Below are 21,746 nucleotides of genomic sequence, written 5' to 3'. Positions count from 1 at the left end.
AGCCTGTTGCGAAACTGTTGTGCAGCACTATAATCGCTGCTGTTTCCGTCCTTGTGCCTGCCTGGCTATTTTCTCATGCCTTTAAATGACAACTTTGTATATGCACCTCCACCACATCCCTTAGAAATCGTCTATGAAGATGAGGACCTGATTGTGGTGAACAAGCCTGCGGGATTATTATCGGTGATGGGGCGTTTACCCGAGCATCAGGACAGTGCCTATTTACGGGTTTTACAACAGCATCCTGCGGCCAAAGTGACGCATCGTCTGGATATGGCGACCTCCGGGCTGTTGATGTTTGCCAAGCATCGTGAAGCAGAAGTCGCCGTCAGTAAAATGTTTCAGGCACGAACCGTCAAGAAATACTATGAGGCACTGGTACAAGGCGAAATTCAGGCCGAGGGCAGTGTTGACGTTCCGTTAATTACCGATTGGGAAAACCGTCCACGCCAGATGGTGCATTTTGAACTGGGCAAGCAGGCCAAGACCTTATTCCAGCGTATCGATTATGATGCGGCAACTGATCAAAGCCGTGTCCGTCTGGAACCGGTAACAGGGCGTTCGCATCAATTGCGGGTGCACATGATGCACATTGGCCATCCGATCATGGGGGATAAACTGTATCATCCTGAGCCTGCCCGCTTTCATTTAACCCGCATGGCACTGCATGCCGCTTATCTGGCCTTTCAGCATCCACTCAGGCAGCATCAGGTTGAAATTCATTCTAAGGTAAACTTTTAAAAGACCATAAAAAACAGGCAAGCTGATGTATTCGATTCAACAGGTGCTTTGGCAGACCTTGCTGCCTACACAACAACGGCAACTTAAAACCTTGTTGCTGGAGGCCGATCCGGATTGGGCGGCGATAGAGGCCTATCTATTTAACTCAGATATATTTGTGCTGCTCAATCAGCAGGCACAGATCATTGCCCAACTGTGTTTATGTAAAAGCGATGCTCAGGCTGAAATTAAAAATCTGGCTGTAGATGCAGGTTATCAAGGCCAGGGTTTGGCTAAAACACTGATTCAGCATGTGATTGCCTATACTCAACAGCTGAAGGTCCATACGTTATGGGTCAAGACGGGCAACTCTAGTCTGGATCAGTTGGCGCTGTATCAAAAATGCGGTTTTAGGTTGTCACATATTGAAGCGGATGTTTTTAAAGATTATCCGGCACCGATTTATGAAAACGGAATTCGCTGCCTCGATCAGGTGGTGCTATCGATTGTATTTGAGTGAGCGAATAGATCATTCACTGAAAGCTATTTATTTTTTCACAACAATAATGTTATTAACACGTCTAAAAACTGCAATAAAAATCGGTTAATCTATAGCCAAATATCAACTCCAAAACACAACAAAGGATATGCATATGACACGTGATTATGACAAATTTCCAGATAATGATAACGGCAACGTACTGTGGCAGATGGTTGAAGATGGTAATGACCTGAATGAACCGCATGAAGTTGAATTTTCGATTGTGTTTGAGACACAGCAACAGATTGAAAAATGTGCCTTACACCTGTTGCATCAAGAACAGAAAATTTCCCTGTTTCAGGAAGAACAGCACTCCGATGGCTCGGATCTGTGGGTATTGAATATTCACGTCAACATGACGCTGGAATACGAAGATATTGCTGATCTGGAAGAATGGATGACCAAGATTGCTCAGGAATTCAATGGTGAATATGATGGCTGGGGCTGTATGAGCTATATTTACGATGAAGAAGATGAGTAATCGGATTACTGTCTGAATAAAAGCCCTGATCGAAGGGCTTTTTTATTGCGTAGGCTTGGATGCTAGACACCCATATCCAGATATAAAGATTCTTTCACTTCCTCCATCACCACATAGCTATGCGAAGAGGCCGAGGCGGGTAGCTTTTTCAATAAATCCCCTAACAGACGACGGTAAGCACTCATTTCTTTAAGACGCGCCTTCACCAGATAATCAAACTCCCCTGAAATCAGATGGCATTCCAGAACCTCTGGAATATCCACCAGATCACGTGCGACCTGATCAAAGACATCGCCCGATTTCGCCGACAGTTTAATTTCCAGAAACACCAACAGGTTTCGGTCGACGTATTCCGGATTGAGGCGGGCGTAGTAGCCCATGATGATGCCTTCACGCTCCAAACGCTTGACCCGTTCTGAACAGGGCGTGGTCGATAAGTTGACCCGTGAAGCCAGCTCACTGATCGCAATACGTCCTTCCCGCTGCAGAATATCTAAAATCAGGCGATCAATCCGGTCTAATTTACGCATCATATATTCCCTTTTATTTTAATTTTTCCGTGACGAAAACATCAAATTACCTGGATTATACCCATAAAATCAGTGAAAAAAACTATTGATCCAAAAATATACTAGTTAAATAAACTAGTGTGTGCGTGAGGGAACGACGATGCGCGTAATCGTTTTAGGAAGTGGCGTCATTGGTGTGGCAAGTGCCTATTATCTTGCACAACAAGGTGCGCAAGTGACGGTACTTGACCGTCAATCAGGACCTGCAAAAGAAACCAGCTTTGGTAACGCAGGCCAAATCTCCCCAGGATATTCAACGCCGTGGGCAGCCCCCGGCATTCCGTTTAAAGCGGTCAAGTGGATGTTCCAGCATCACGCACCGTTAGCGATTAATATTGATGGCAGCATGTGGCAGTTGCAGTGGATGGCACAGATGCTGAAAAACTGTAATCCACAGAGCTATGCAGTCAATAAAGAGCGCATGATGCGTGTCGCAGAATATAGCCGTGACTGCTTACGTGACCTAAGAGCGCAAACGGGCATCAACTACGAAAACCGCGCCAAAGGTACGCTACAGGTGTTCCGTAGCGAAGCGCAGCTTGAAGCGGTACAACGTGATATTGAAGTGCTGAAAGAATGTGGCGTTGATTTTGATTTACTCAATGCCCAGGAACTGGCAAGTGTTGAACCTGCTTTAGCACATACCGACAAACTGGTCGGTGGTTTGCATTTACCGAATGATGAAACCGGCGATTGTTATCTGTTTACCAATGCCTTGGCGAAACTGGCTCAAGACTTGGGCGTAGAGTTCAAGTTTGATCAAAATGTCGAAAACCTGATTGTTGAAGGCGACCAGATCAAAGGTGTTGTAGTCAATGGCGAAGTCCTGACTGCGGATCGCTATGTTCTGGCCTTTGGTAGTTATTCACGTGATTTCCTTAAACCGCTTGAGCTGAATTTGCCTGTGTATCCGGTTAAGGGCTATTCACTGACCATTCCAATTGTGGAACCAAAATTTGCACCACAATCAACGGTACTGGATGAAACCTACAAGGTTGCCCTGACCCGTTTTGACCAGCGTATCCGCGTTGGTGGTATGGCAGAACTGAGTGGTTTTAATCTGGGACTGAAAGAAGACCGTCGTGCCACGCTGGAAATGGTGACGCAGGACCTGTTCCCGGGCGGTGACTTATCTCAGGCTTCATTCTGGACAGGCTTACGTCCGATGACTCCAGACAGTACCCCGATTATTGGGGCAACAAAATATAAGAATCTGTTCCTGAATACCGGTCATGGCACGCTTGGTTGGACCATGGCGTGCGGTTCTGGCAAGTTGATCAGTGATCTGGTCATGAACCATCGTCCAGAGATCAGTACCGACGGTTTATCCATTCAGCGTTATTCACACGCTGCATAACCACGCTTTACAAGGAAGTTTAGTATGCCTCGCCCGATTACTGCGGTGATTCATGCCCAGGCCTTACGCCAGAATCTGGCGGTGGTCAGGCAGTCGGTTCCTAACAGCAAAGTCTTTGCCGTGGTCAAAGCCAATGCGTATGGACATGGGATTGAACGGGTCTATGACGCTTTTAAAAGTGCCGATGGTTTTGCCTTACTCGATCTCGAGGAGGCAAAACGTCTACGTGCTTTAGGCTGGACCGGCCCGATTTTATTGCTGGAAGGAATTTTTTCTCCGCAAGACCTGTTTGATTGTGCGCAGTATCAATTAAGTTTTACCGTACATAGTGAGCAGCAGCTGGCCTGGTTGCAGCAACATCCCTATCCCGCCCAGTTTGATATTTTCCTGAAAATGAACAGTGGTATGAACCGTTTAGGTTTCAAGCCAGCGCACTATCGTGAGATCTGGCAGCAGTTGTCTTCGTCTGCGCAAGTGAGATCGGTGACCCATATGATGCATTTTTCTGATGCCGATGGGGAGCGTTTCGGTCAGAAGGGCATTGACTATCAGCTTAGCGAGTTTGAAGCCACCATTCAGGATTTACCGGGCCAAAGATCGGTCAGTAATAGTGCTGCAATCTTAAGATATCAAACGCAATTGCAATCGGATTATGTACGTGGCGGCATCATGCTGTACGGCAGTTCTCCCGATTATCCCAAACATAGCATTCAGGACTGGGGTCTTGCGCCGACCATGAGCTTGCGCAGCGAAATCATTGCCGTGCAACAGCTCAATGCCAATGAAAGTGTCGGTTACGGCTCCAGCTATGTGGCTGAACAGCCAATCCGGATTGGTATTGTGGCTTGTGGTTATGCCGATGGTTACCAACGCATTTCAGCGACAGGTACGCCGGTACTGGTCAACGGAATCCGAACCCGAACCATTGGTCGTGTCAGCATGGATATGCTGGCGGTGGACCTGACCCCGATCCATGATGCACAGGTGGGCAGTGAAGTGGTGCTGTGGGGCCAATCTAGCACAGGAACAATTTTACCGATTGACGATGTCGCAGCGACCTCAGGCACCATTGGTTATGAACTGATGTGCGGTGTGACGGCACGTGTCAATTTTATCTATCAGGAATAAGGAAATAATCATGTCAAATTCAGATATTCAAAAGATCAACACCAACGAAGTCATGAGTGCGGTAACGGTATTCAATAAAGTGGTGTATTTGTCCGGTCAGGTACCTAAAAATGCCGATCTGGATATTGAAGGACAAACCCGTGAAGTGCTTGCCACCATCGAACAGTTACTGGCTTCAGCAGGAACCGATAAATCTCGCTTGCTCTCTGCGCAACTGTTTTTAAAAAATCTTTCAGACTTCCCTGTGGTGAATACTATCTGGATTGACTGGTTAAAAGGTTATGTTGCGCCTTCACGTGCCACTATTCAGGCAGATCTGGTCAATCCAAAGTGGTTGATCGAAATTGCGGTTGTTGCAGCACAAAAATAAAGCGATCCGCTTTATTTTTGCTTAAAAAATATAAAAAAAGAAGAAAAGTAACGTATTTGCAGTAGATAAAACGTAGTGAGATACGTATTTTCTTGCAATTAAAAATGAGTCAGCCCGCAGGAATGGACGGCTAGTAATAGCACAACAATAACAGGCTGGCTCATGAGGGAAACGTAAAAAGGAACTTTTGGTTATGACGGTTACACATCAACAGTCAGAAGGCGAACAGTCGCCCCATGACTTGCAGCGCAAACTCTCCAATCGCCATTTGCAACTGATTGCAATTGGCGGTGCCATCGGTACGGGCCTGTTCATGGGCTCAGGAAAAACTATTTCACTGGCAGGCCCATCGATTCTGTTTATTTACATGATTATCGGCGGGATGTTCTTCTTTTTGATGCGAGCACTCGGCGAGTTGTTGCTGGCAAATTTACACTATAAATCTTTTGTCGACATGGCGCATGACCTGATTGGCCCATGGGCTGGCTACTATATGGGCTGGACCTACTGGCTGGGCTGGGTACTGGTTGGGATCGCCGATCTGGCCGCCGTGATCAACTATTTAACCTTCTGGCTGCCTGAAGGCACCATGTTTACCCCGATCGGGCAGGCCGCCATCAGTGCCGGTTGTGTGCTGTTTGTTTTGTTCCTAAATCTGCTGACGGTGCGTCTGTTTGGCGAAATTGAATTCTGGTTTGCCCTGATCAAGATTCTGGCCATCCTCGGGCTGATTGGTGTCGGCGGTTATATGATCTTTAGCCATTTCCATGCTCCCCATGGCGCGGTGGCATCACTGAGTAATGTCTGGTCACATGGCGGGATGTTCCCTAAAGGACTGGATGGTTTCTTGGCAGGTTTCCAGATTGCAGTCTTTGCCTTTGTCGGGGTGGAACTGATTGGAACCACAGCGGCAGAAACCAAAGATCCGCATAAGAACCTGCCAAAAGCGATTAATGCCATTCCGATCCGGATTATCCTGTTTTATGTACTGGCTTTACTGGTGGTAATGTCGGTCACGCCATGGAACATTATCCGTGCCGACAAGAGCCCATTTGTGGAATTGTTCATGAATGCCGGGATTGTCACCTCGGCTATTATCATGAATCTGGTGGTGCTGTCTTCAGTAATGTCATCGATGAACAGTGGCGTATTCTCCACCAGCCGTATGCTGTTTGGCCTGTCTAAAGATGGTCAGGCACCGAATGCATTTGCACGGTTATCCAAGAGCGCTGTACCTGCCAATGGTCTGATCTTTTCCTGTGTGTTCATCATGGGTGGGGCCGTACTGCAATACTTTGTACCGAATACTCTTGAAGCCTTTACCTTGGCGAGTTCATTGTGTGTCATTCTGTTCATCAGTGTCTGGAGTCTGATTATGGTGTGCTATATCCGCTACCGTAAGTTACGCCCGGAACTGCATGCGCAGTCGAAGTTTAAAATGCCGGGTGGTGTCTTCATGTCTTATGTGGTGATTGCCTTCTTGCTATTTGCACTGGTGATCTTGGCATTGGAACCAGATACCTTAAAAGCACTGTATGTCAGTCCGTTATGGGTGATTCTGTTGGCGGTGACCTATCAGTTGCTGTATAAGCCAAGAATGAAAAAACTCGGTCGTGAACTGGTGCAATAAATCCTGCCGAGTGGATGAAAGCCGATCTATAGTGATCGGCTTTTTTTATGCTCTGGTTAAATTGGTCTAGTCCACCAGTAGCTGTTGGTATTGATCTGCCTGCTGTCGTAAATAATCCCAGACCAGTTTGATGCGCGGATCATGTTGTAGATCAACAAAAGTCAGCATCCAGAAGGTATGGGTAAAGCGCACCTGTTGTTGCAATACCGCTTCAAGCTCAGGTTTATCATCGGCCAGAAACTTGGGCAAAATCGCCAGTCCTGCGCCTGCACTGACTGCAATCTGTTGCGCCAGAATACTGCTGCTCCGGAAGTTAGCGCTCAATTTTAAGGGTAAGCGTTCCAGACAATACAGCTCCGGGCTATACACCAGATCATCAATATAATTGACGAAACGATGCTGGGTTAAATCATCCAGACCCCGAATCGGCGGGGTTTTGGGCCAGATAGCGCTGGCTGCCATAAATTTTTAAACAATAATCGGAGAGTCGGGTAATGATATAAGGCCCCGAGGTTGGACGCTCAATCGAGACCACAATATCCGCTTCGCGATGGGACAGCTTGATCATTTTCGGTACCGGAATCAGGTCGATGGTGAGCAACGGATACTGGATCGAAAACTCTGCCAGCAAGCGGGCTAAAAACGCCGTACCAAAGCCTTCTGGTGTGCCAATTCGCACACGTCCTTGCAAAGGCTGATCGGGCTTTTCAATCTGCAGAAAAGCCTGTTCCATTTGTTCGACCCGTGGGACCAGCGCCATTCCTTCCAGCGTCAGCTCATAACCTGTGGCTTCACGCTTAAACAGGGTGGTGCCTAAGGTCTGCTCCAAGGCCTGAATCCGTCTGGCGACAGTACTATGTTCGACCCCAATCACGCGTGCTGCATTGGTCAAGGTCTTGGTTCTTGCCAAAACCAGAAAAAATTGTAGATGATCCCAATCCACTTTCATTGTTATTGTATTCCCTGTGCATATTTGCACAACAATCGTGCATGAATTTGCATTGGTGGTCAAAGCTTTCTTTGTTAGTCTCAGATAAAAGCCTAATCAGGAAAATACCACCCAAGCGTATTTCCGATGATGTAACACAATAAAAATACGACCTATGGAGAGGTTATGAACACAATCCAGAACATCCAGTTGGACACCGCCAAATTACTCATTAACGGCAATTTTATCGAGTCTGAAACCCAGCAATGGCAAGACATTGTCAACCCTGCGACGCAGCAAGTGATTGGTCGTGTACCCTTTGCAACGGCGCAGGAAGTTGATGCGGCGATCCAGGCTGCACAAGATGCTTTTGCATCGTGGCGTCAAACCCCGATTCAGGCACGTATGCGTATCATGCTGAAACTGCAAGACCTGATTCGTGCCAACATGAAAGAAATTGCACAGGTACTGACTGCCGAACAAGGTAAAACGCTGGCGGATGCGGAAGGTGATATTCAACGCGGTTTGGAGGTGGTTGAACATGCCTGTTCAGTCGGAACCTTGCAAATGGGAGAATACGTCGAAGGTGTGGCGCGTGGTGTCGATACCTATACCTTGCAGCAACCATTGGGTGTGTGCGCGGGCATTCCCCCATTTAATTTCCCTGCCATGATTCCGTTGTGGATGTTTCCGATGGCGATCGTCTGTGGCAATACCTTTGTTTTAAAACCATCCGAACAAGATCCGCTTTCAACCATGATGCTGGTAGAGCTGGCAATTCAGGCGGGCATTCCAGCGGGTGTGCTCAATGTCGTGCATGGTGGTAAAGAAGTGGTTGATCGCTTATGTACCCATCCTGATATTAAAGCGATTTCATTTGTCGGTTCGACTGCGGTCGGCACTCATGTCTATAACCTTGCAGGACAACATGGCAAGCGTGTGCAGTCGATGATGGGTGCGAAAAACCATGTCGCGGTAATGCCTGATGCCAATAAGGAACAAACCCTGAATGCCTTGGTGGGTGCGGCTTTTGGTGCAGCAGGGCAACGCTGTATGGCGTTGTCAGTGGCGGTGATGGTCGGTGACAGCAAGCACTGGATTCCGGAACTGGTTGAAAAAGCCAAGACTTTAACAGTCAATGCAGGGCATGAGCCGAATACCGATATTGGCCCGGTCATTTCAAAACGTGCCAAAGCCCGTGTACTGGACTTGATCAATAGCGGAGTCGAGCAAGGCGCAGAACTGCTGCTTGATGGTCGTGAGGTTCAGGTGCAAGGTTATGAAGCAGGTAACTTTGTCGGGGCGACGATTTTTAGTGGCGTGAATACTGACATGCGCATTTATAAAGAGGAAATCTTTGGCCCAGTATTGTCGATTATCTGTGTTGATACGCTTGAACAAGCGATTGCGCTGATCAATGCCAACCCATTTGGTAATGGCGTGGGCTTATTCACGCAAAGTGGTGCGATTGCACGGACTTTCCAGAACCTGATTGATATCGGTCAGGTGGGAATCAACATTCCGATTCCAGTGCCTGTACCGTTCTTTAGTTTCACCGGTTCCCGTGGTTCAAAACTCGGTGATTTAGGACCTTACGGCAAACAGGCAGTGCAGTTCTATACCCAAACCAAAACCATTACCAGTCGCTGGTTTGAAGACAGCCACGAAGTTGGCGCTGTCAATACCACCATCAGTTTACGTTAAGGGGATCACGGATGAATATCGCCTTTATCGGTCTAGGTAATATGGGCGGCAGAATGGCCCAAAACCTGCTCAAAGCCGGACTCACAGTCTATGGTTATGACCTCAGCGACGTAGCCATTCAGCACTTTGCCGAGGCGGGTGGCGTAGTTTGCGACAGCCCGCAGGCAGCGGCAAAAAAAGCCGATGTCGTGATCAGCATGTTACCTGCAGCAAAGCATGTTAAAGACGTTTACTTAGGTGACAATGGGGTTCTGGAAGTGCTAAAAGCAGGCAGCTTATGCATTGACAGCAGTACCATTGACCCGCAAACCATCAAGGACATTGCAGCAGTTGCGCAAGCTAAAAACATTCATATTTGCGATGCGCCGGTTTCCGGCGGCACCATTGGCGCACAAGCGGGTACGCTGACCTTTATGGTCGGTGCCAATGATCAGACCTTTGATGAAGTGAAACCGGTACTCGGTCACATGGGCAAAAACGTGGTGCATTGTGGCGATGTCGGTGCAGGGCAGATTGCCAAAATCTGTAATAACCTGATTCTCGGGATTTCCATGGCGGCGGTGGCGGAAGGCATGGCACTCGGTGCCAAACTTGGCATTGATCCGCAGGCGTTGGCTGGTGTGATTAACACCTCAAGCGGTCGTTGCTGGAGCTCGGAAGTCTGTAACCCGTGGCCACATATCAGTGAAAATGCCCCTGCTTCACGGGGCTATCAGGATGGTTTTGCCACCCAGTTGATGCTGAAAGATTTGGGTCTTGCGGTTGAAGCCGCAGGGCAGGTCAAGCAGCCTGTAGTGTTGGGCGGGATGGTGCAGCAGCTATATCAGCAAATGTGCATGCGTGGTCATGCGCATCTTGATTTTTCCAGCATTATTCAGCAATACCTGCCGCCAGAGGCATAAAAACGAAAGCCAAAGGATGGCTTTTATTCAGAAATTAAACCCTGTCATGAATAACAATGAATCCAGACTGAGGGAACACAGATGTTGAATTATAAAGAGATGGTACAGGCTTTCGATCTGGAAAGTACTGCAAAACACATGTTATCCGGTTCAATGGATGCACTGAATGCCTGTTATGAATGTTGTGACCGACATGCGCAAGGCGACAAAATTGCCTTGTACTGGCAAGGCAAAGACGGTCGCAAAGAACAATATACCTTTCGCCAGTTGCAGCAATGGTCGAGTCAATTTGCCAATTTTTTAAAGTCGCAAGGTGTCGAAGCCGGTGACCGTGTTTCAGGTCTATTGCCGAGAACGCCTGAACTGCTGGTGACGATTTTCGCGGCTTGGCGTATTGGCGCTGTCTATCAGCCCTTATTCACGGCCTTTGGCCCAAAGGCAATCGAGCATCGTCTGCAACTGGCACAAAGCAAGTTGGTGGTGACCGATGTGACCAACCGCATCAAACTGGATGAGATTGCACACTGTCCCGCGATTGTCACGGTTGCTGATCCACACGGTGCGCCGTTGAAGTCAGGTGACTTTAACTTTTGGGATGAAGTCAAACAGCAGCCTGATCAATGTGAACTGGTGATGCGAAGCATCCAGGATCCCTTTCTACTAATGTTTACCTCGGGCACCACAGGGCCTGCCAAACCGCTAGAAGTGCCGTTAAAAGCCTTGCTGGCGTTTGGTCGTTATATGCAAGATGCCATTGGTCTAAGAGAACAAGATTCGTTTTGGAATATTGCTGATCCGGGTTGGGCTTATGGTTTGTACTATGCCATTACCGGGCCACTATTCTTGGGTCATGCCACCTTGTTCTATGAAGGCGGTTTTAGTACCGATAGCTTGTGTCAGATCGTCAAGGATTATCAGATTACCAATCTGGCGGGAGCACCAACGGCTTATCGCATGATGATGGCGGCTGATCCTGCTCAGATGGCGCCGTTAAAAGGCCAGTTCCGTGTGGTCAGCAGTGCCGGTGAACCGCTCAATCCTGAAGTGATTCGCTGGTTTAAGCAGGTGCTGGATGCCCCGATTTATGATCATTATGGCCAGACCGAAGTCGGTATGGTGGTGTGTAATCATCATGGTTTAAGTCATAGCATTCGTGCAGGTTCCGCCGGTTTTGCCAGCGCAGGTTATCGCGTTGCCGTAGTCAATGAACAGGGCGAGGAACTGCCCGCAGATACGCCAGGGATTCTGGCCGTGGATATCAGCCAGTCGCCGATGATGTGGTTTGGCGGCTATAAGGAAAGTCGTAAATCGCCATTTGTCGGGCACTACTATCTCACAGGTGATACCGCCGAATTACATGCCGATGGCAGTATGAGCTTTGTTGGTCGTAGTGACGATGTGATCACCACCTCAGGCTACCGGATCGGGCCGTTTGATGTGGAAAGTGCCTTGCTGGAACATGATGCGGTGGTTGAGGCAGCGGTCATCGGCGTGCCTGATCCGGACCGTACTGAAGTAGTGAAGGCTTTCGTGATTTTGGCTGCGGGGATACAACCTCTGGAACAGTTGGCGGAAGAGCTGAGCCAGTTTGTGAAAAAACGCTTATCAGCACATGCTTATCCACGACTGGTCGAATTCGTGACTGAACTGCCGAAAACACCAAGTGGCAAGATTCAGCGCTTTTTATTACGTAATCAGGAAATTGCCAAACAGCAAGCAAAGGCAGGGTAAGGAAGACAAGATGCAATTGACCGAAGAACAAGTCTTAATACGGGATATGGCGAAAAGTTTCGCCCAAGAACAGCTTAAACCCAATGCCAGTGATTGGGATCGACATGGTACCTTTCCCAAAGATGCGCTTGCACAAATGGGGCAGCTCGGTTTTATGGGCATGCTGATTCCCGAGCAATGGGGCGGTTCCGACACCGGTAATCTGGCCTATGTGCTGGCACTTGAAGAAGTCGCTGCGGCCGATGGTGCGACCTCAACCATTATGAGTGTACATAACTCGGTGGGCTGTGTGCCGATTTTAAAATTTGGTAGCGATGAACAGAAAGAACGCTTTTTAAAACCCTTGGCACAAGGTGAAATGATCGGTGCTTTTGCCTTGACTGAACCGCATACAGGTTCAGATGCCGCAGCCATTAAGACCCGTGCAGTAAAAGATGGCGATGACTATATTCTGAATGGCGCCAAGCAATTTATTACCTCGGGTGATAACGCAGGCGTGATTATCGTATTTGCCGTGACTGATCCGAGCGCAGGTAAAAAGGGCATTAGTGCCTTCCTTGTGCCACGTGATACTCCGGGTTATGAAGTGATTCGGGTGGAAGAAAAACTCGGCCTGCATGCTTCGGATACCTGCCAGATTGCCCTGACAGATGTGCGTATTCATAAAAGCCTGATGCTGGGTAAAGAGGGTGAAGGTTTAAAAATCGCGCTGGCCAATCTGGAAGGGGGGCGTATTGGTATTGCCGCACAGGCCGTCGGTCTGGCACGGGCGGCGCTGGAAGAGGCCACCCGCTATGCCAAAGAACGATTAACCTTTGGTAAGCCGATCTTTGAGCATCAGGCGCTGGCATTCCGTCTTGCCAGTATGGCGACCGAAATCGAAGCGGCCCGACAGCTGGTGCACTACGCTGCACGACTCAAAGAAGCAGGGCAACCCTGTCTCAATGAAGCCTCAATGGCCAAGCTGTTCGCTTCGGAAATGACAGAACGGGTCTGTTCAAATGCATTACAGGTATTTGGTGGCTACGGCTATCTGAAAGACTTCCCGATTGAGCGGATCTACCGTGATGCACGTATTTGTCAGATTTATGAAGGCACCAGCGATATCCAGCGTTTAGTGATCGCACGTAGTCTATAAAAGCAAAGCAAGGAATCAAGCATGCAGTGGAACAGTATTTTATTAGAAAAGCGTCATGGGGTTGGGCTGATTCCCCTCAATCGTCCGCAAGCCTTGAATGCGCTGAATAGTGAATTGATTAGTGAAATCAATCAGGCCTTAGACCAACTCGAAAAAGATCGTGAGATTGGCTGCATGGTATTGGCAGGGTCTGAAAAGGCGTTTGCCGCAGGGGCCGATATTAAGGAAATGGCTGATCTGGCATTTCCAGATATCTACTTCGACGACTTTTTCCATCTGGCAGATCGAATCGCGCAACGCCGTAAACCGCTCATTGCAGCGGTAAGTGGCTATGCGTTGGGTGGTGGTTGTGAACTGGCACTGATGTGTGACTTTATCTATTGTGCAGACAATGCCAAGTTTGGTTTACCCGAAGTGACTTTAGGTGTCATACCGGGCATTGGTGGTACACAGCGTTTAACCCACGCGATTGGTAAAGCCAAAGCTATGGAAATGTGTTTTACCGCACGGCAAATGGGTGCGGTCGAGGCAGAACAAAGTGGTTTGGTGGCACGTGTGTTTGGCAAAGAACAATTACTGGAGCAGACCCTACAAGCCGCAGAAAAAATTGCAGCGCGTTCTTTAACCGCCAACATGATGCTGAAAGAAACCATCAATCGTGCCTTCGAGGTCAATCTCACCGAAGGTCTGCGTTTTGAGCGCCGTATGTTCCATTCGATTTTTGCGACCTCAGATCAAAAAGAGGGCATGCAGGCCTTTGTGGAAAAACGGCAGGCAAACTTTAAAAATCAATAAGGGATCAAGAAAATGAATACAGAAAATCACTTAATGATTGAGCAACAAGGTAGCTTAGGCGTCATCAGTCTGGATCGGGTCAAGCATTTGAATGCGTTATCGCTCGATATGATTGAAGGTATCTGCACACAGCTGCAACTGTGGCGCAATGATGCAGCCATTCAGGCGGTCCTGATCAAATCGAATAGCCCTAAAGCCTTCTGTGCCGGTGGTGATATCCGTTATCTGTATGATAGTTATAAGAATGCAACCGCTGATTATAAAGGCTATTTCAGCGCTGAATATAAAATGCTGAATTTGCTACGCGAATATCCAAAGCCCGTGATGGTCCTCCTCGATGGCTATGTACTGGGTGGCGGTTTTGGCTTGGCCCAGGCCTGTCATATTGTGGTGAGTAGTGAAAAGTCCAGATTCGCCATGCCTGAAACCGCGATTGGCTTTTTCCCAGACGTGGGTGCAACCCATTTCCTGTCTCGGCTGGATGATATTGGCGTGTATATGGCGATTACGGGAGAACAGATCAGCAGCAGCGATGCGCTCTATCTTGATCTGATCGATTACCATGTGCCGAGTGAGCAATTGTCTGCCTTACAAGAGGCGTTGATTGCAGCACCCAACCTGAGCAAAGCCAATATTGAACAGATCATTGCCCGTTTTATTCCCCGTCCTGCTGAAAGTGAACTCCAGCAATTGGTCGAGCCGATCCGTAAGCATTTCGGTTTTCAGCATCTGGATGAGATTGAGCACAGTCTTGAACATGAGCAGGAGGAACCGCTCAAAGCTTGGGCCAGCAAGCTGCTGGAGATTTTGCAGCAACGTTCCTTTATTGCCAAACAAACCAGCCTGAAATTACAGTATCTGGGCCGTGGATTGTCTTTGCAGCAGTGTATGCAACTGGAACGGGATTTACAGGATATCTGGTTTGAACATGGTGATTTTATTGAAGGGGTGCGCGCCTTAATTGTCGATAAAGACAAACAGCCAAAATGGCAACAGCGTAACCCTGAACTGGAACAGATACTGGAAAAACTGAGCTAAATTCACTCCCCCTTCTATCTACAAACCTCAAGGAGTATCAACAAGCTGAACATGCTGGTGATCAGGATTGAGCATCAGCACAAAAATATAAAACAAGAATATCCAAGCAAGGAAAATGACGATGCAAACAATACATGGAAACGGTTCATCTCCTAACAAGTCATCTCATCGACTGGCAGGTATCTCCAGTATGGTGGGGACCACCATTGAGTGGTATGACTTTTTTATTTACGGTGCAGCAGCAGCTTTAATTTTCAATAAATTATTTTTCCCGAATCTTGATCCACTGACGGGCGTACTCGCTGCCTTTGCAACCTATGCGGTGGGATTCATTGGCCGACCTCTGGGTGGTCTGGTATTTGGGCATTTTGGTGACAAGATTGGCCGCAAATCGATGTTACTGCTGACCTTGATGCTGATGGGAATACCCACAGTGCTGATCGGTCTGTTACCGACTTATGAATCAATTGGCTACTGGGCTGCGATTGGCTTGGTGATCTTACGCTTTATCCAAGGGATGGCGATGGGTGGCGAGTGGGGCGGTGCAGTTTTGATGGCGGTTGAACATGCCCCAGAAGGCAAAAAGGGCTTCTGGGGCAGTCTTCCTCAGGCCAGCACGGGCGGCGGACTGATGCTGGCTTCGATTGCCTTGGGGCTGGTGTCTTTATTACCTGAACAGGCCCTGTTTAGCTGGGGCTGGCGGATTCCCTTCCTGGCGAGCATTATTTTACTGGTAGTCGGTTGGTACATCCGGGTGAAGGTGCCGGAGTCGCCAGACTTTGAAAAAGTCAAACAACAGGCTGAAGCAATTAAAGTGCCGGCCTTACAGGTATTCAAGCAGCATCCCAAGCAATTGATCAGCATTATTGTGGCACGTGCAGCAGAGAATGCATGGTTTTATATTGCCTCTACTTTTACTTTGGCCTACACCACCACACAACTGGGCATTGCCAGACAGGAAATTTTATTTGCCACCATTTGCGGTGCCGCCGTGATTATGGTGATGACGCCGTTATGTGGACATCTGTCCGATAAGGTTGGGCAGCGCAATATGTTCATGTTCGGTCTGTGTGTGCTGGCGCTGTATTGTTATCCCTTCTTTAGCATGCTCAATAGCAAAGACCCGGTGCTGGTGTGGGCGGCGATTGTGTTAGCAATCGGTGTGGTCTTTCCGCTCATGTATGCACCGCAGGCACAATTGTTTGCACGGCAGTTTCCCGCAGAGATCCGTTATAGCGGTATCTCGATTTCGGTCCAGCTAGCAGGTGTTGTCGGTGGTGGTCTTGCACCGCTGATTGCGACCAAACTATTAAGCGTTGGCGCTGGCAATCCTTATCTCATCATGTTGTATATTGCTTCAATGGCAGTTGTTGCCATTATTGCCACTTCATTTATGCCACGAGATCACCGTCAGCAGGCATTGGCCACGGAGAACAACAAGCAAGGCGGCAAACTGCAAGCCAAGATGACAGAATAGCGGTTTATTCAAAAATGAAAGGAAAAAAGTGTTTCTCGGTGCTGAGGGGCACCTTTTTATTTTTAAGGATTTTTATGCAAGGTGGAGAAATCTAATATTAGCGCTTAATTATTTTTGATGTTCCACGTGGAGCATAATCTTTAGACAAAGAAAAAAGCCCTCATCTTTCGATAAGGGCCTTTTAAATTTGGAGCGGGAAACGAGACTCGAACTCGCGACCCCAACCTTGGCAAGGTTATGCTCTACCAACTGAGCTATTCCCGCATATTGAGCAGTTTTTACTAAAACTTACACTTAAAAAAACCAATCTGGAGCGGGAAACGAGACTCGAACTCGCGACCCCAACCTTGGCAAGGTTATGCTCTACCAACTGAGCTATTCCCGCGTGCCAGCTATAATACATTAAGCAAAACAAGGGTCAACAACTTTATGCAAAGAAATTGTTTAATTGCATAAAATAAAAGCATTTTCATTCAAAAATAACCTAAAAAGCAAAAAAATGGATAAAAGTTTCGCTTCAAGAGAGGTCATGTATACTAATGAACTATCTCAATCTGACCGGACAGCCTGACTCATGAATTTAGAACAACAGTTGATTGAACGTTTACAAACACTGGCACCCACTCATCTCGAAGTGATTAATGAGTCAGCAGGACATGGTGGTTATTTCCCAGGGAAAGAATCACATTTTAAAGTGATTGTGGTCAGCGATGAATTCCAAGGCTTACGTCTGGTACAGCGTCATCAAAAGATTTATGCCGTTGCTGCCGAGCTAATGAGCCCGGGTCGTATCCATGCGCTGGCGATTCATGCCTATATCCCGAGTGAATGGCAAGGTGAAGCCCCTGCCAGTCCTGACTGTGCACATGCACCAAAAGCTTAAGGACGGATCATGGACCTACATCTCATCACGAAAATGCTGCATCTGCTTGCAATGAGCCTGTTGATTATTGCTTTTGTATTACGCGGTTCGACCTTATTTGTGGGTATACAGGATCAGCAGCCCAATCTAAAGGCCCGTAAAGCGATGGTTGGCTTACAGCATTTATCGTTGACCATGATTATTGTTACGGGTGTGATCTTGCTGGCGATGAAGAACTTTGATGTGCAGCCGTGGTTCTATGCCAAAGTGATCCTGTTCTTTGTGTTGTGGTCATCATTGATCAAAACCTATAAGCAAGACAGCAGTATCTTGCTGGAACAACGCCGTGCAGGGTTGCTGATTGGTACAGTGGCCATGGTCGGGATTCTCGGTCTTGTGATGATTAAACCGGTTTTTGCCTGATTGTTGGACATTGTATTTAGAAATTGTTTTTGCACTAGGTTAAACTGCGTGCAGTTTAAAAAAAACAGGGTAGAGGGAAATCATGTTAACGCGTGTGGTGTTTAACCAGAAAGGTGGTGTGGGGAAATCGAGTATTACGGTTAATCTGGCTGCAATTAGTGCAAAACAGGGCCTGAGAACACTGGTCATTGATCTTGATCCACAAGCAAACTCAAGCCAGTACCTGTTAGGTGAGGATGCCACCTATTCGGCGGACAAAGCCGCGTTAGAACCCAATATTGAAAATTTCTTTGATGACGTTTTAGGTCAGACCCAGCAAAAAGGCCTGATTGGCAATGCCATTGGTTCGATTTTAAAAGCACCTCGTGGCAAGGGGCTGGACAGCTATGTGCATCGCTCATCATTCGAGAATCTGGATGTCATTCCGGCCAGTCCAAGACTGGGTAGCTTAGAGCATGCACTGGAAAGTAAACATAAAATCTATAAATTGCGTGATTCGATTCAGTCACTCAGCGCACGTTATGACCGGATCTTTATTGATACGCCGCCTGCCTTTAACTTCTTTACCTTATCTGCGCTGATCTCAGCAGACCGGGTGCTGATTCCATTCGATTGTGATGTATTCTCCAAACGCGCGTTACAAACTTTGATTGAAAATGTGCTCGAAACCCAAGATGATCATAATGATCGCCTTGAGATTGAGGGAATTGTGGTCAACCAGTTCCAGTCTCAGGCAAAGTTACCTCGAGAAGTGGTTCAACAACTCAAAGATGAAGGTTTGCCTGTGCTAGATAGCATGTTGCCGCCATCGATCTTGATGAAAGAATCACATCAAAAGAATTTACCATTGGTTCATCTGGCATCTGAACACAAGTTGACGCTTGCTTATGTCACCCTGTTCAATGAGATTGAATCGAAGCAATAAGAGAACATTATGAAACGTTTATATTGGATGCCTGTTCTGGCGGCAAGTATGCTTTTGGGTGCTTGTGCATCAACGGTTAAGCCAGCTTATGTTTCACCGACACAATATCAGGGCTTGAACTGTCAGCAATTACAGGCCGAGTACAACCGTATTCAGTTGTATATTGAAAACGGGGTTCAAACACCAAAACGTACCGGCATGGGCGTGGGGGTAGGACTCGGTGGTGGCTGGGGCCGTGGTGGTTGGGGCTTCGGTCCATCCATTTCTGTCAACATGGGCCAGTCGATGAATACCAAGAATACCGAACTTGCCAATGTGCTGGGACAGCAAGATGCGATCGTGCAGGCAGCCAAGTTTAAAGGTTGCCCGATTATCGTAAAACAGCGTCCGAAATCTTAATTTCTACCCGTTTATCACCATAATTCGTTATGGTGATAAATAACTAAATTATCGCAAAATGTTTCAAAAAATAATCATAAAAATCAATTTTTTAAAAAATTATCTCGTCTAAATTCCGCTATTTACCCTACTGTTTTTATTGCCGAAATTTGTATTTTTGCCCTAAATTCGTTTAAGGTGGCGCCCATGTATAGTCGTTCGGTATGTGTATGATTGAGAGTTGGTTTTTTGTTTTGGCGATGTTGGCAGTGTTACTGATTCCAGGTCCGACCAACGCTTTACTTGCCAGTGCAACCCACCAACAAGGTGTACCCAAAACCATCAAATTTATTCCAATCGAATGGTTGGGATATATGTACGGCATCAGTTTATGGGCACTGTTGATTCATCTTTTTGATCCGATCTGGCCTGCACTGGGAGCGATTTTACATACCGCAAGTTTGCTTTATGTGCTCTGGATGGCTTTTCATCTCTGGAAAAGTTCACATCTGCAAAAACATGATCAGCATCATCCGCATATCCGCAAGCGACAGTTGTTCATGTCGACCTTAAAAAATCCGAAAACGGTGTTGTTGGCCGCAGGCATTTTCCCTAGTGAAACCTGGAATTCAATCGAAAATGCGCTCATGGTATTTGCCGTGTTTAGCCTGATTCTTTTGCCGGTTAGTATTTTCTGGATGATCTTCGGACGTGCATTAATGGCGGGGAGCTTGATTGGAATTAAAGCCGATCATTTATATAAAGGATCGGCTGTGTTATTGCTGATTTGTATGTTACCGATGATCTTTCGCCTGTTTTAAAGCGGCTATCAATTATTGACCTTTACGGTTACTGAGTTTCTGACGAATAAAACCAATCACACCCGGTAATACACTGATAATAATGATACCGAAAATCAGGTGCGTGAAATTATCCTTTACAATTGGCATGTTGCCGAATAAATAACCCAATGTAATAAAAGATGCAATCCAGCAGAACGCACCAATCACGTTATAAGTCAGGAAGAACTTATAGTTCATGCTGCCTGCACCGGCAACAAAAGGTGCAAAAGTACGGGCAAAAGGCACAAAACGGGCGAAAATAATGGTTTTACCGCCGTGGCGTGCAAAGAAATGCTGGGTTTTGATCAGGTGCTGTTTATTGATAAAGCGGGAATTGGTTTCAAAGACCCGCGGACCAATATAACGTCCAATATGATAATTTACGGTATCGCCGAGTACGGCAGCAATAAATAATAAAATACCGAGTACCCATGGGTCCATGGCACCTGTTGAAGCGGCGAGTGCCCCTGCTGCAAATAACAGGCTGTCACCGGGTAAAAATGGCATCACCACCAGACCGGTTTCAACAAAGATAATTAAAAACAGGATGGCATAAATCCACACGCCATAATTGGTAATAAATTCTAAAAGGTGTTCGTCAACGTGCAGAATAAAATCAATGAGTTCCATGAAGATGTTAACACTGTAAATGTGAGCTAAATCCTAGCAGTGCCTCTATAGAATGTCAGTATAAAAAGCAAATTAATTGGTAACTTTACCGGGGACTGAGGGAAAGGATTACATTGAGATTATGCTTTTATTGTTGCAAATAAAGAACGATATGTTAACTAATTTGGTATTTATTGCATAATTAAAGATACATAAACTTGCTAACATGTTAAAAAACAAACCGTATGGGATCAACCATGTTTAATCCGAATGTTGTTGTAAAAAATATCGTAACGCAAACTGGCGTAGCAAATGGTGTTATTTTGGTTGCACGTTTATTGCTCGCTTATATCTTTCTTGTGGCTGGCTGGGGCAAGATTGTTGGCTATGCAGGCACCGCTGGCTATATGGAATCCATGGGTGTTCCGGGTGCTCTATTACCCTTAGTGATTCTGGTTGAGTTTGGTGGTGGCTTGGCCTTACTATTTGGCTTCCAGACCCGCTTTGCATCATTGGGCTTAGGTATCTTTAGCATTCTCACTGCATTCATCTTCCATGGTGGACCAGATGATGCGATTAATTTTATGAAGAACTTTGCAATGGCAGGTGGTTTCTTCGCGTTAATGCTGTATGGCGCAGGCCGTTTCAGTCTGGACCATCTCATCGAAAAATAATCAAAAAATCCTAAAGCCCGCGCTGAGACGCGGGCTTTATTTTGTCCGTACATAAAGTTCACGCTTGATTACAAACTTAAGCCGACATGCACCTCTATTTCTGTTTAGATCATAAGTCTTGAGAATAAAACAGGAGATGACATGAAAAAATTCATCGCAAGTTGCGGGATTGTGATTTTAGCGGGACTATCAACCACGAGCTGGGCAGGTAAAGATGACCACGTGATTGTGCAGGAAGCGGCAAAGAATGTGGTAACGGTCAGCCAGGTGGCAAAACTTGCCGATGAAACCGGCATTACGCTCACGGGTCAGATCACCAAACAATTAAAAGGTGATCATTATGAGTTTAAAGACAAGAGCGGGACTATTGGAGTCGAAATCGATGATGACATCTGGCGTCAGGCCCAGCTCAAAGTCGGTGATCATGTCCGTTTGGTTGGCGAAGTCGATACGCATCGTTATAAGCCGACCGATATTGAAGTAGTCAAAATTGAAAAACTTGCGCATTAATTAAAAAAAGGAAG

23 protein-coding genes, 2 tRNA genes and 1 pseudogene are annotated in these 21,746 nt (G+C 46.9%); 21 read left to right on the top strand and 5 right to left on the bottom strand.

The genetic code is table 11. The annotated features are described in order from the left end of the window. Positions 1 to 75: 75 nt before the first annotated feature. The 3 genes from J699_RS03850 (at position 76) to J699_RS03860 (ending at position 1,742) form a co-directional block, all read left to right on the top strand. Positions 76 to 741, top strand: a complete 666-nt coding sequence (locus tag J699_RS03850; protein WP_032870928.1) for an RluA family pseudouridine synthase — start codon at positions 76 to 78, stop codon at positions 739 to 741. A 25-nt stretch (positions 742 to 766) separates the two neighbouring features. Further along, entirely contained in the window at positions 767 to 1,240 is a 474-nt protein-coding gene (locus J699_RS03855; RefSeq protein ID WP_032870930.1) for a GNAT family N-acetyltransferase, read from the top strand. Between the two features lie 133 nt (positions 1,241 to 1,373). Continuing rightward, on the top strand, positions 1,374 to 1,742 hold the full coding sequence (locus J699_RS03860; RefSeq protein WP_005228335.1) for a ribonuclease E inhibitor RraB: 369 nt from the start codon (positions 1,374 to 1,376) through the stop codon (positions 1,740 to 1,742). 62 nt (positions 1,743 to 1,804) lie between these two features. Here the strand turns inward: J699_RS03860 and J699_RS03865 are convergent, their stop codons facing one another. Further along, positions 1,805 to 2,272 (bottom strand): Lrp/AsnC ligand binding domain-containing protein, encoded by a 468-nt coding sequence (locus J699_RS03865; RefSeq protein WP_004773316.1) that lies wholly within the window; start codon positions 2,270 to 2,272, stop codon positions 1,805 to 1,807. A 139-nt stretch (positions 2,273 to 2,411) separates the two neighbouring features. Between J699_RS03865 and J699_RS03870 the strand changes: the two genes are divergently transcribed. From J699_RS03870 to J699_RS03885, 4 genes are all read left to right on the top strand, one after another. Next, positions 2,412 to 3,668: a D-amino acid dehydrogenase gene (locus J699_RS03870; RefSeq protein WP_032870935.1), complete on the top strand. Its 1,257-nt coding sequence runs from the start codon at positions 2,412 to 2,414 to the stop codon at positions 3,666 to 3,668. Positions 3,669 to 3,692: 24 nt separating this feature from the next. Further along, on the top strand, positions 3,693 to 4,796 hold the full coding sequence (gene alr, locus J699_RS03875; RefSeq protein ID WP_032870938.1) for an alanine racemase: 1,104 nt from the start codon (positions 3,693 to 3,695) through the stop codon (positions 4,794 to 4,796). 10 nt (positions 4,797 to 4,806) lie between these two features. After that, positions 4,807 to 5,166: a RidA family protein gene (locus J699_RS03880; RefSeq protein WP_032870941.1), complete on the top strand. Its 360-nt coding sequence runs from the start codon at positions 4,807 to 4,809 to the stop codon at positions 5,164 to 5,166. Positions 5,167 to 5,359: 193 nt separating this feature from the next. Next, on the top strand, positions 5,360 to 6,796 hold the full coding sequence (locus tag J699_RS03885) for an amino acid permease (protein WP_032870943.1): 1,437 nt from the start codon (positions 5,360 to 5,362) through the stop codon (positions 6,794 to 6,796). Positions 6,797 to 6,862: 66 nt separating this feature from the next. On the opposite strand, the pseudogene J699_RS0218855 reads toward J699_RS03885, so the two are convergent. Then, positions 6,863 to 7,745, bottom strand: a pseudogene (locus tag J699_RS0218855) (LysR family transcriptional regulator). 165 nt (positions 7,746 to 7,910) lie between these two features. Here J699_RS0218855 and J699_RS03890 point away from each other — a divergent pair. The 7 genes from J699_RS03890 to J699_RS03920 all read left to right on the top strand — a co-directional run bounded on the left by J699_RS03890 (position 7,911) and on the right by J699_RS03920 (position 16,509). Continuing rightward, positions 7,911 to 9,428, top strand: coding sequence for a CoA-acylating methylmalonate-semialdehyde dehydrogenase (locus tag J699_RS03890; RefSeq protein ID WP_032882941.1), 1,518 nt, complete (start codon positions 7,911 to 7,913; stop codon positions 9,426 to 9,428). Between the two features lie 11 nt (positions 9,429 to 9,439). Continuing rightward, the gene (gene mmsB / locus J699_RS03895) at positions 9,440 to 10,330 is read left to right on the top strand and encodes a 3-hydroxyisobutyrate dehydrogenase (RefSeq protein ID WP_032882940.1); all 891 of its coding nucleotides are present in this window, start codon (positions 9,440 to 9,442) and stop codon (positions 10,328 to 10,330) included. Positions 10,331 to 10,411: 81 nt separating this feature from the next. Next, a complete protein-coding gene (locus tag J699_RS03900) occupies positions 10,412 to 12,061 on the top strand; it encodes an AMP-binding protein (protein WP_032870951.1) in 1,650 nt (549 codons plus the stop codon). Between the two features lie 10 nt (positions 12,062 to 12,071). Beyond that, the gene (locus tag J699_RS03905; RefSeq protein WP_032870952.1) at positions 12,072 to 13,199 is read left to right on the top strand and encodes an acyl-CoA dehydrogenase family protein; all 1,128 of its coding nucleotides are present in this window, start codon (positions 12,072 to 12,074) and stop codon (positions 13,197 to 13,199) included. A 21-nt stretch (positions 13,200 to 13,220) separates the two neighbouring features. After that, positions 13,221 to 13,994, top strand: coding sequence for an enoyl-CoA hydratase (locus J699_RS03910; RefSeq protein WP_032870954.1), 774 nt, complete (start codon positions 13,221 to 13,223; stop codon positions 13,992 to 13,994). Positions 13,995 to 14,006: 12 nt separating this feature from the next. Continuing rightward, positions 14,007 to 15,032, top strand: a complete 1,026-nt coding sequence (locus tag J699_RS03915; RefSeq protein ID WP_032870957.1) for an enoyl-CoA hydratase/isomerase family protein — start codon at positions 14,007 to 14,009, stop codon at positions 15,030 to 15,032. 121 nt (positions 15,033 to 15,153) lie between these two features. Next, complete coding sequence (locus J699_RS03920; RefSeq protein ID WP_032870960.1) at positions 15,154 to 16,509, top strand: MFS transporter; 1,356 nt, start codon at positions 15,154 to 15,156, stop codon at positions 16,507 to 16,509. 188 nt (positions 16,510 to 16,697) lie between these two features. Here J699_RS03920 and J699_RS03925 read toward each other — a convergent pair. Together J699_RS03925 and J699_RS03930 are read right to left on the bottom strand one after the other, a co-directional pair. After that, positions 16,698 to 16,773 (bottom strand) — tRNA-Gly (locus J699_RS03925). A gap of 45 nt (positions 16,774 to 16,818) precedes the next feature. After that, positions 16,819 to 16,894, bottom strand: a tRNA-Gly gene (locus tag J699_RS03930). 189 nt (positions 16,895 to 17,083) lie between these two features. On the opposite strand from J699_RS03930, the gene J699_RS03935 reads away from it, so the two are divergent. From J699_RS03935 to J699_RS03955, 5 genes are all read left to right on the top strand, one after another. Then, positions 17,084 to 17,392 carry a BolA family protein gene (locus tag J699_RS03935; protein ID WP_005228347.1) on the top strand — a complete coding sequence of 103 codons (309 nt, stop codon included), beginning with the start codon at positions 17,084 to 17,086 and terminating at the stop codon, positions 17,390 to 17,392. Between the two features lie 9 nt (positions 17,393 to 17,401). After that, positions 17,402 to 17,794 carry a SirB2 family protein gene (locus tag J699_RS03940; RefSeq protein ID WP_032870963.1) on the top strand — a complete coding sequence of 131 codons (393 nt, stop codon included), beginning with the start codon at positions 17,402 to 17,404 and terminating at the stop codon, positions 17,792 to 17,794. Positions 17,795 to 17,876: 82 nt separating this feature from the next. Further along, complete coding sequence (locus tag J699_RS03945) at positions 17,877 to 18,719, top strand: ParA family protein (RefSeq protein ID WP_032870966.1); 843 nt, start codon at positions 17,877 to 17,879, stop codon at positions 18,717 to 18,719. Positions 18,720 to 18,728: 9 nt separating this feature from the next. Beyond that, on the top strand, positions 18,729 to 19,118 hold the full coding sequence (locus tag J699_RS03950; protein ID WP_005228352.1) for a hypothetical protein: 390 nt from the start codon (positions 18,729 to 18,731) through the stop codon (positions 19,116 to 19,118). 209 nt (positions 19,119 to 19,327) lie between these two features. Beyond that, complete coding sequence (locus tag J699_RS03955; RefSeq protein WP_005228353.1) at positions 19,328 to 19,918, top strand: LysE family translocator; 591 nt, start codon at positions 19,328 to 19,330, stop codon at positions 19,916 to 19,918. A 12-nt stretch (positions 19,919 to 19,930) separates the two neighbouring features. Here J699_RS03955 and J699_RS03960 read toward each other — a convergent pair whose 3' ends face one another. Beyond that, positions 19,931 to 20,569 carry a DedA family protein gene (locus J699_RS03960; protein WP_005228354.1) on the bottom strand — a complete coding sequence of 213 codons (639 nt, stop codon included), beginning with the start codon at positions 20,567 to 20,569 and terminating at the stop codon, positions 19,931 to 19,933. Between the two features lie 236 nt (positions 20,570 to 20,805). Between J699_RS03960 and J699_RS03965 the strand changes: the two genes are divergently transcribed. Together J699_RS03965 and J699_RS03970 are read left to right on the top strand one after the other, a co-directional pair. After that, positions 20,806 to 21,222 carry a DoxX family protein gene (locus tag J699_RS03965; RefSeq protein WP_005228355.1) on the top strand — a complete coding sequence of 139 codons (417 nt, stop codon included), beginning with the start codon at positions 20,806 to 20,808 and terminating at the stop codon, positions 21,220 to 21,222. A gap of 141 nt (positions 21,223 to 21,363) precedes the next feature. Further along, a complete protein-coding gene (locus J699_RS03970; protein WP_005228356.1) occupies positions 21,364 to 21,732 on the top strand; it encodes a NirD/YgiW/YdeI family stress tolerance protein in 369 nt (122 codons plus the stop codon). The last annotated feature ends 14 nt before the right edge of the window (positions 21,733 to 21,746 follow it).

Origin of the sequence: Acinetobacter sp. 1000160 (assembly GCF_000588715.1) — a bacterium.
In the GTDB taxonomy this organism is placed as follows: Bacteria; Pseudomonadota; Gammaproteobacteria; order Pseudomonadales; family Moraxellaceae; genus Acinetobacter; species Acinetobacter courvalinii.
Note: the sequence above shows the minus strand (reverse complement) of the source record. Positions and strands in the feature narration are given on the sequence as shown.

Excerpts from the sequence above, each read along its gene's own strand:
- J699_RS03850 (WP_032870928.1), top strand. The coding sequence starts at position 76 with ATGCCTTTAAATGACAACTTTGTATATGCACCTCCACCACATCCCTTA.
- mmsB (WP_032882940.1), top strand. The coding sequence starts at position 9,440 with ATGAATATCGCCTTTATCGGTCTAGGTAATATGGGCGGCAGAATGGCC.
- alr (WP_032870938.1), top strand. The coding sequence starts at position 3,693 with ATGCCTCGCCCGATTACTGCGGTGATTCATGCCCAGGCCTTACGCCAG.
- J699_RS03920 (WP_032870960.1), top strand. The coding sequence starts at position 15,154 with ATGCAAACAATACATGGAAACGGTTCATCTCCTAACAAGTCATCTCAT.
- J699_RS03915 (WP_032870957.1), top strand. The coding sequence starts at position 14,007 with ATGAATACAGAAAATCACTTAATGATTGAGCAACAAGGTAGCTTAGGC.
- J699_RS03960 (WP_005228354.1), bottom strand. The coding sequence starts at position 20,569 with ATGGAACTCATTGATTTTATTCTGCACGTTGACGAACACCTTTTAGAA.
- J699_RS03970 (WP_005228356.1), top strand. The coding sequence starts at position 21,364 with ATGAAAAAATTCATCGCAAGTTGCGGGATTGTGATTTTAGCGGGACTA.
- J699_RS03955 (WP_005228353.1), top strand. The coding sequence starts at position 19,328 with ATGATTGAGAGTTGGTTTTTTGTTTTGGCGATGTTGGCAGTGTTACTG.
- J699_RS03885 (WP_032870943.1), top strand. The coding sequence starts at position 5,360 with ATGACGGTTACACATCAACAGTCAGAAGGCGAACAGTCGCCCCATGAC.
- J699_RS03865 (WP_004773316.1), bottom strand. The coding sequence starts at position 2,272 with ATGCGTAAATTAGACCGGATTGATCGCCTGATTTTAGATATTCTGCAG.
- J699_RS03870 (WP_032870935.1), top strand. The coding sequence starts at position 2,412 with ATGCGCGTAATCGTTTTAGGAAGTGGCGTCATTGGTGTGGCAAGTGCC.
- J699_RS03945 (WP_032870966.1), top strand. The coding sequence starts at position 17,877 with ATGTTAACGCGTGTGGTGTTTAACCAGAAAGGTGGTGTGGGGAAATCG.
- J699_RS03855 (WP_032870930.1), top strand. The coding sequence starts at position 767 with ATGTATTCGATTCAACAGGTGCTTTGGCAGACCTTGCTGCCTACACAA.
- J699_RS03935 (WP_005228347.1), top strand. The coding sequence starts at position 17,084 with ATGAATTTAGAACAACAGTTGATTGAACGTTTACAAACACTGGCACCC.
- J699_RS03860 (WP_005228335.1), top strand. The coding sequence starts at position 1,374 with ATGACACGTGATTATGACAAATTTCCAGATAATGATAACGGCAACGTA.
- J699_RS03905 (WP_032870952.1), top strand. The coding sequence starts at position 12,072 with ATGCAATTGACCGAAGAACAAGTCTTAATACGGGATATGGCGAAAAGT.
- J699_RS03890 (WP_032882941.1), top strand. The coding sequence starts at position 7,911 with ATGAACACAATCCAGAACATCCAGTTGGACACCGCCAAATTACTCATT.
- J699_RS03940 (WP_032870963.1), top strand. The coding sequence starts at position 17,402 with ATGGACCTACATCTCATCACGAAAATGCTGCATCTGCTTGCAATGAGC.
- J699_RS03965 (WP_005228355.1), top strand. The coding sequence starts at position 20,806 with ATGTTTAATCCGAATGTTGTTGTAAAAAATATCGTAACGCAAACTGGC.
- J699_RS03880 (WP_032870941.1), top strand. The coding sequence starts at position 4,807 with ATGTCAAATTCAGATATTCAAAAGATCAACACCAACGAAGTCATGAGT.
- J699_RS03910 (WP_032870954.1), top strand. The coding sequence starts at position 13,221 with ATGCAGTGGAACAGTATTTTATTAGAAAAGCGTCATGGGGTTGGGCTG.
- J699_RS03950 (WP_005228352.1), top strand. The coding sequence starts at position 18,729 with ATGAAACGTTTATATTGGATGCCTGTTCTGGCGGCAAGTATGCTTTTG.
- J699_RS03900 (WP_032870951.1), top strand. The coding sequence starts at position 10,412 with ATGTTGAATTATAAAGAGATGGTACAGGCTTTCGATCTGGAAAGTACT.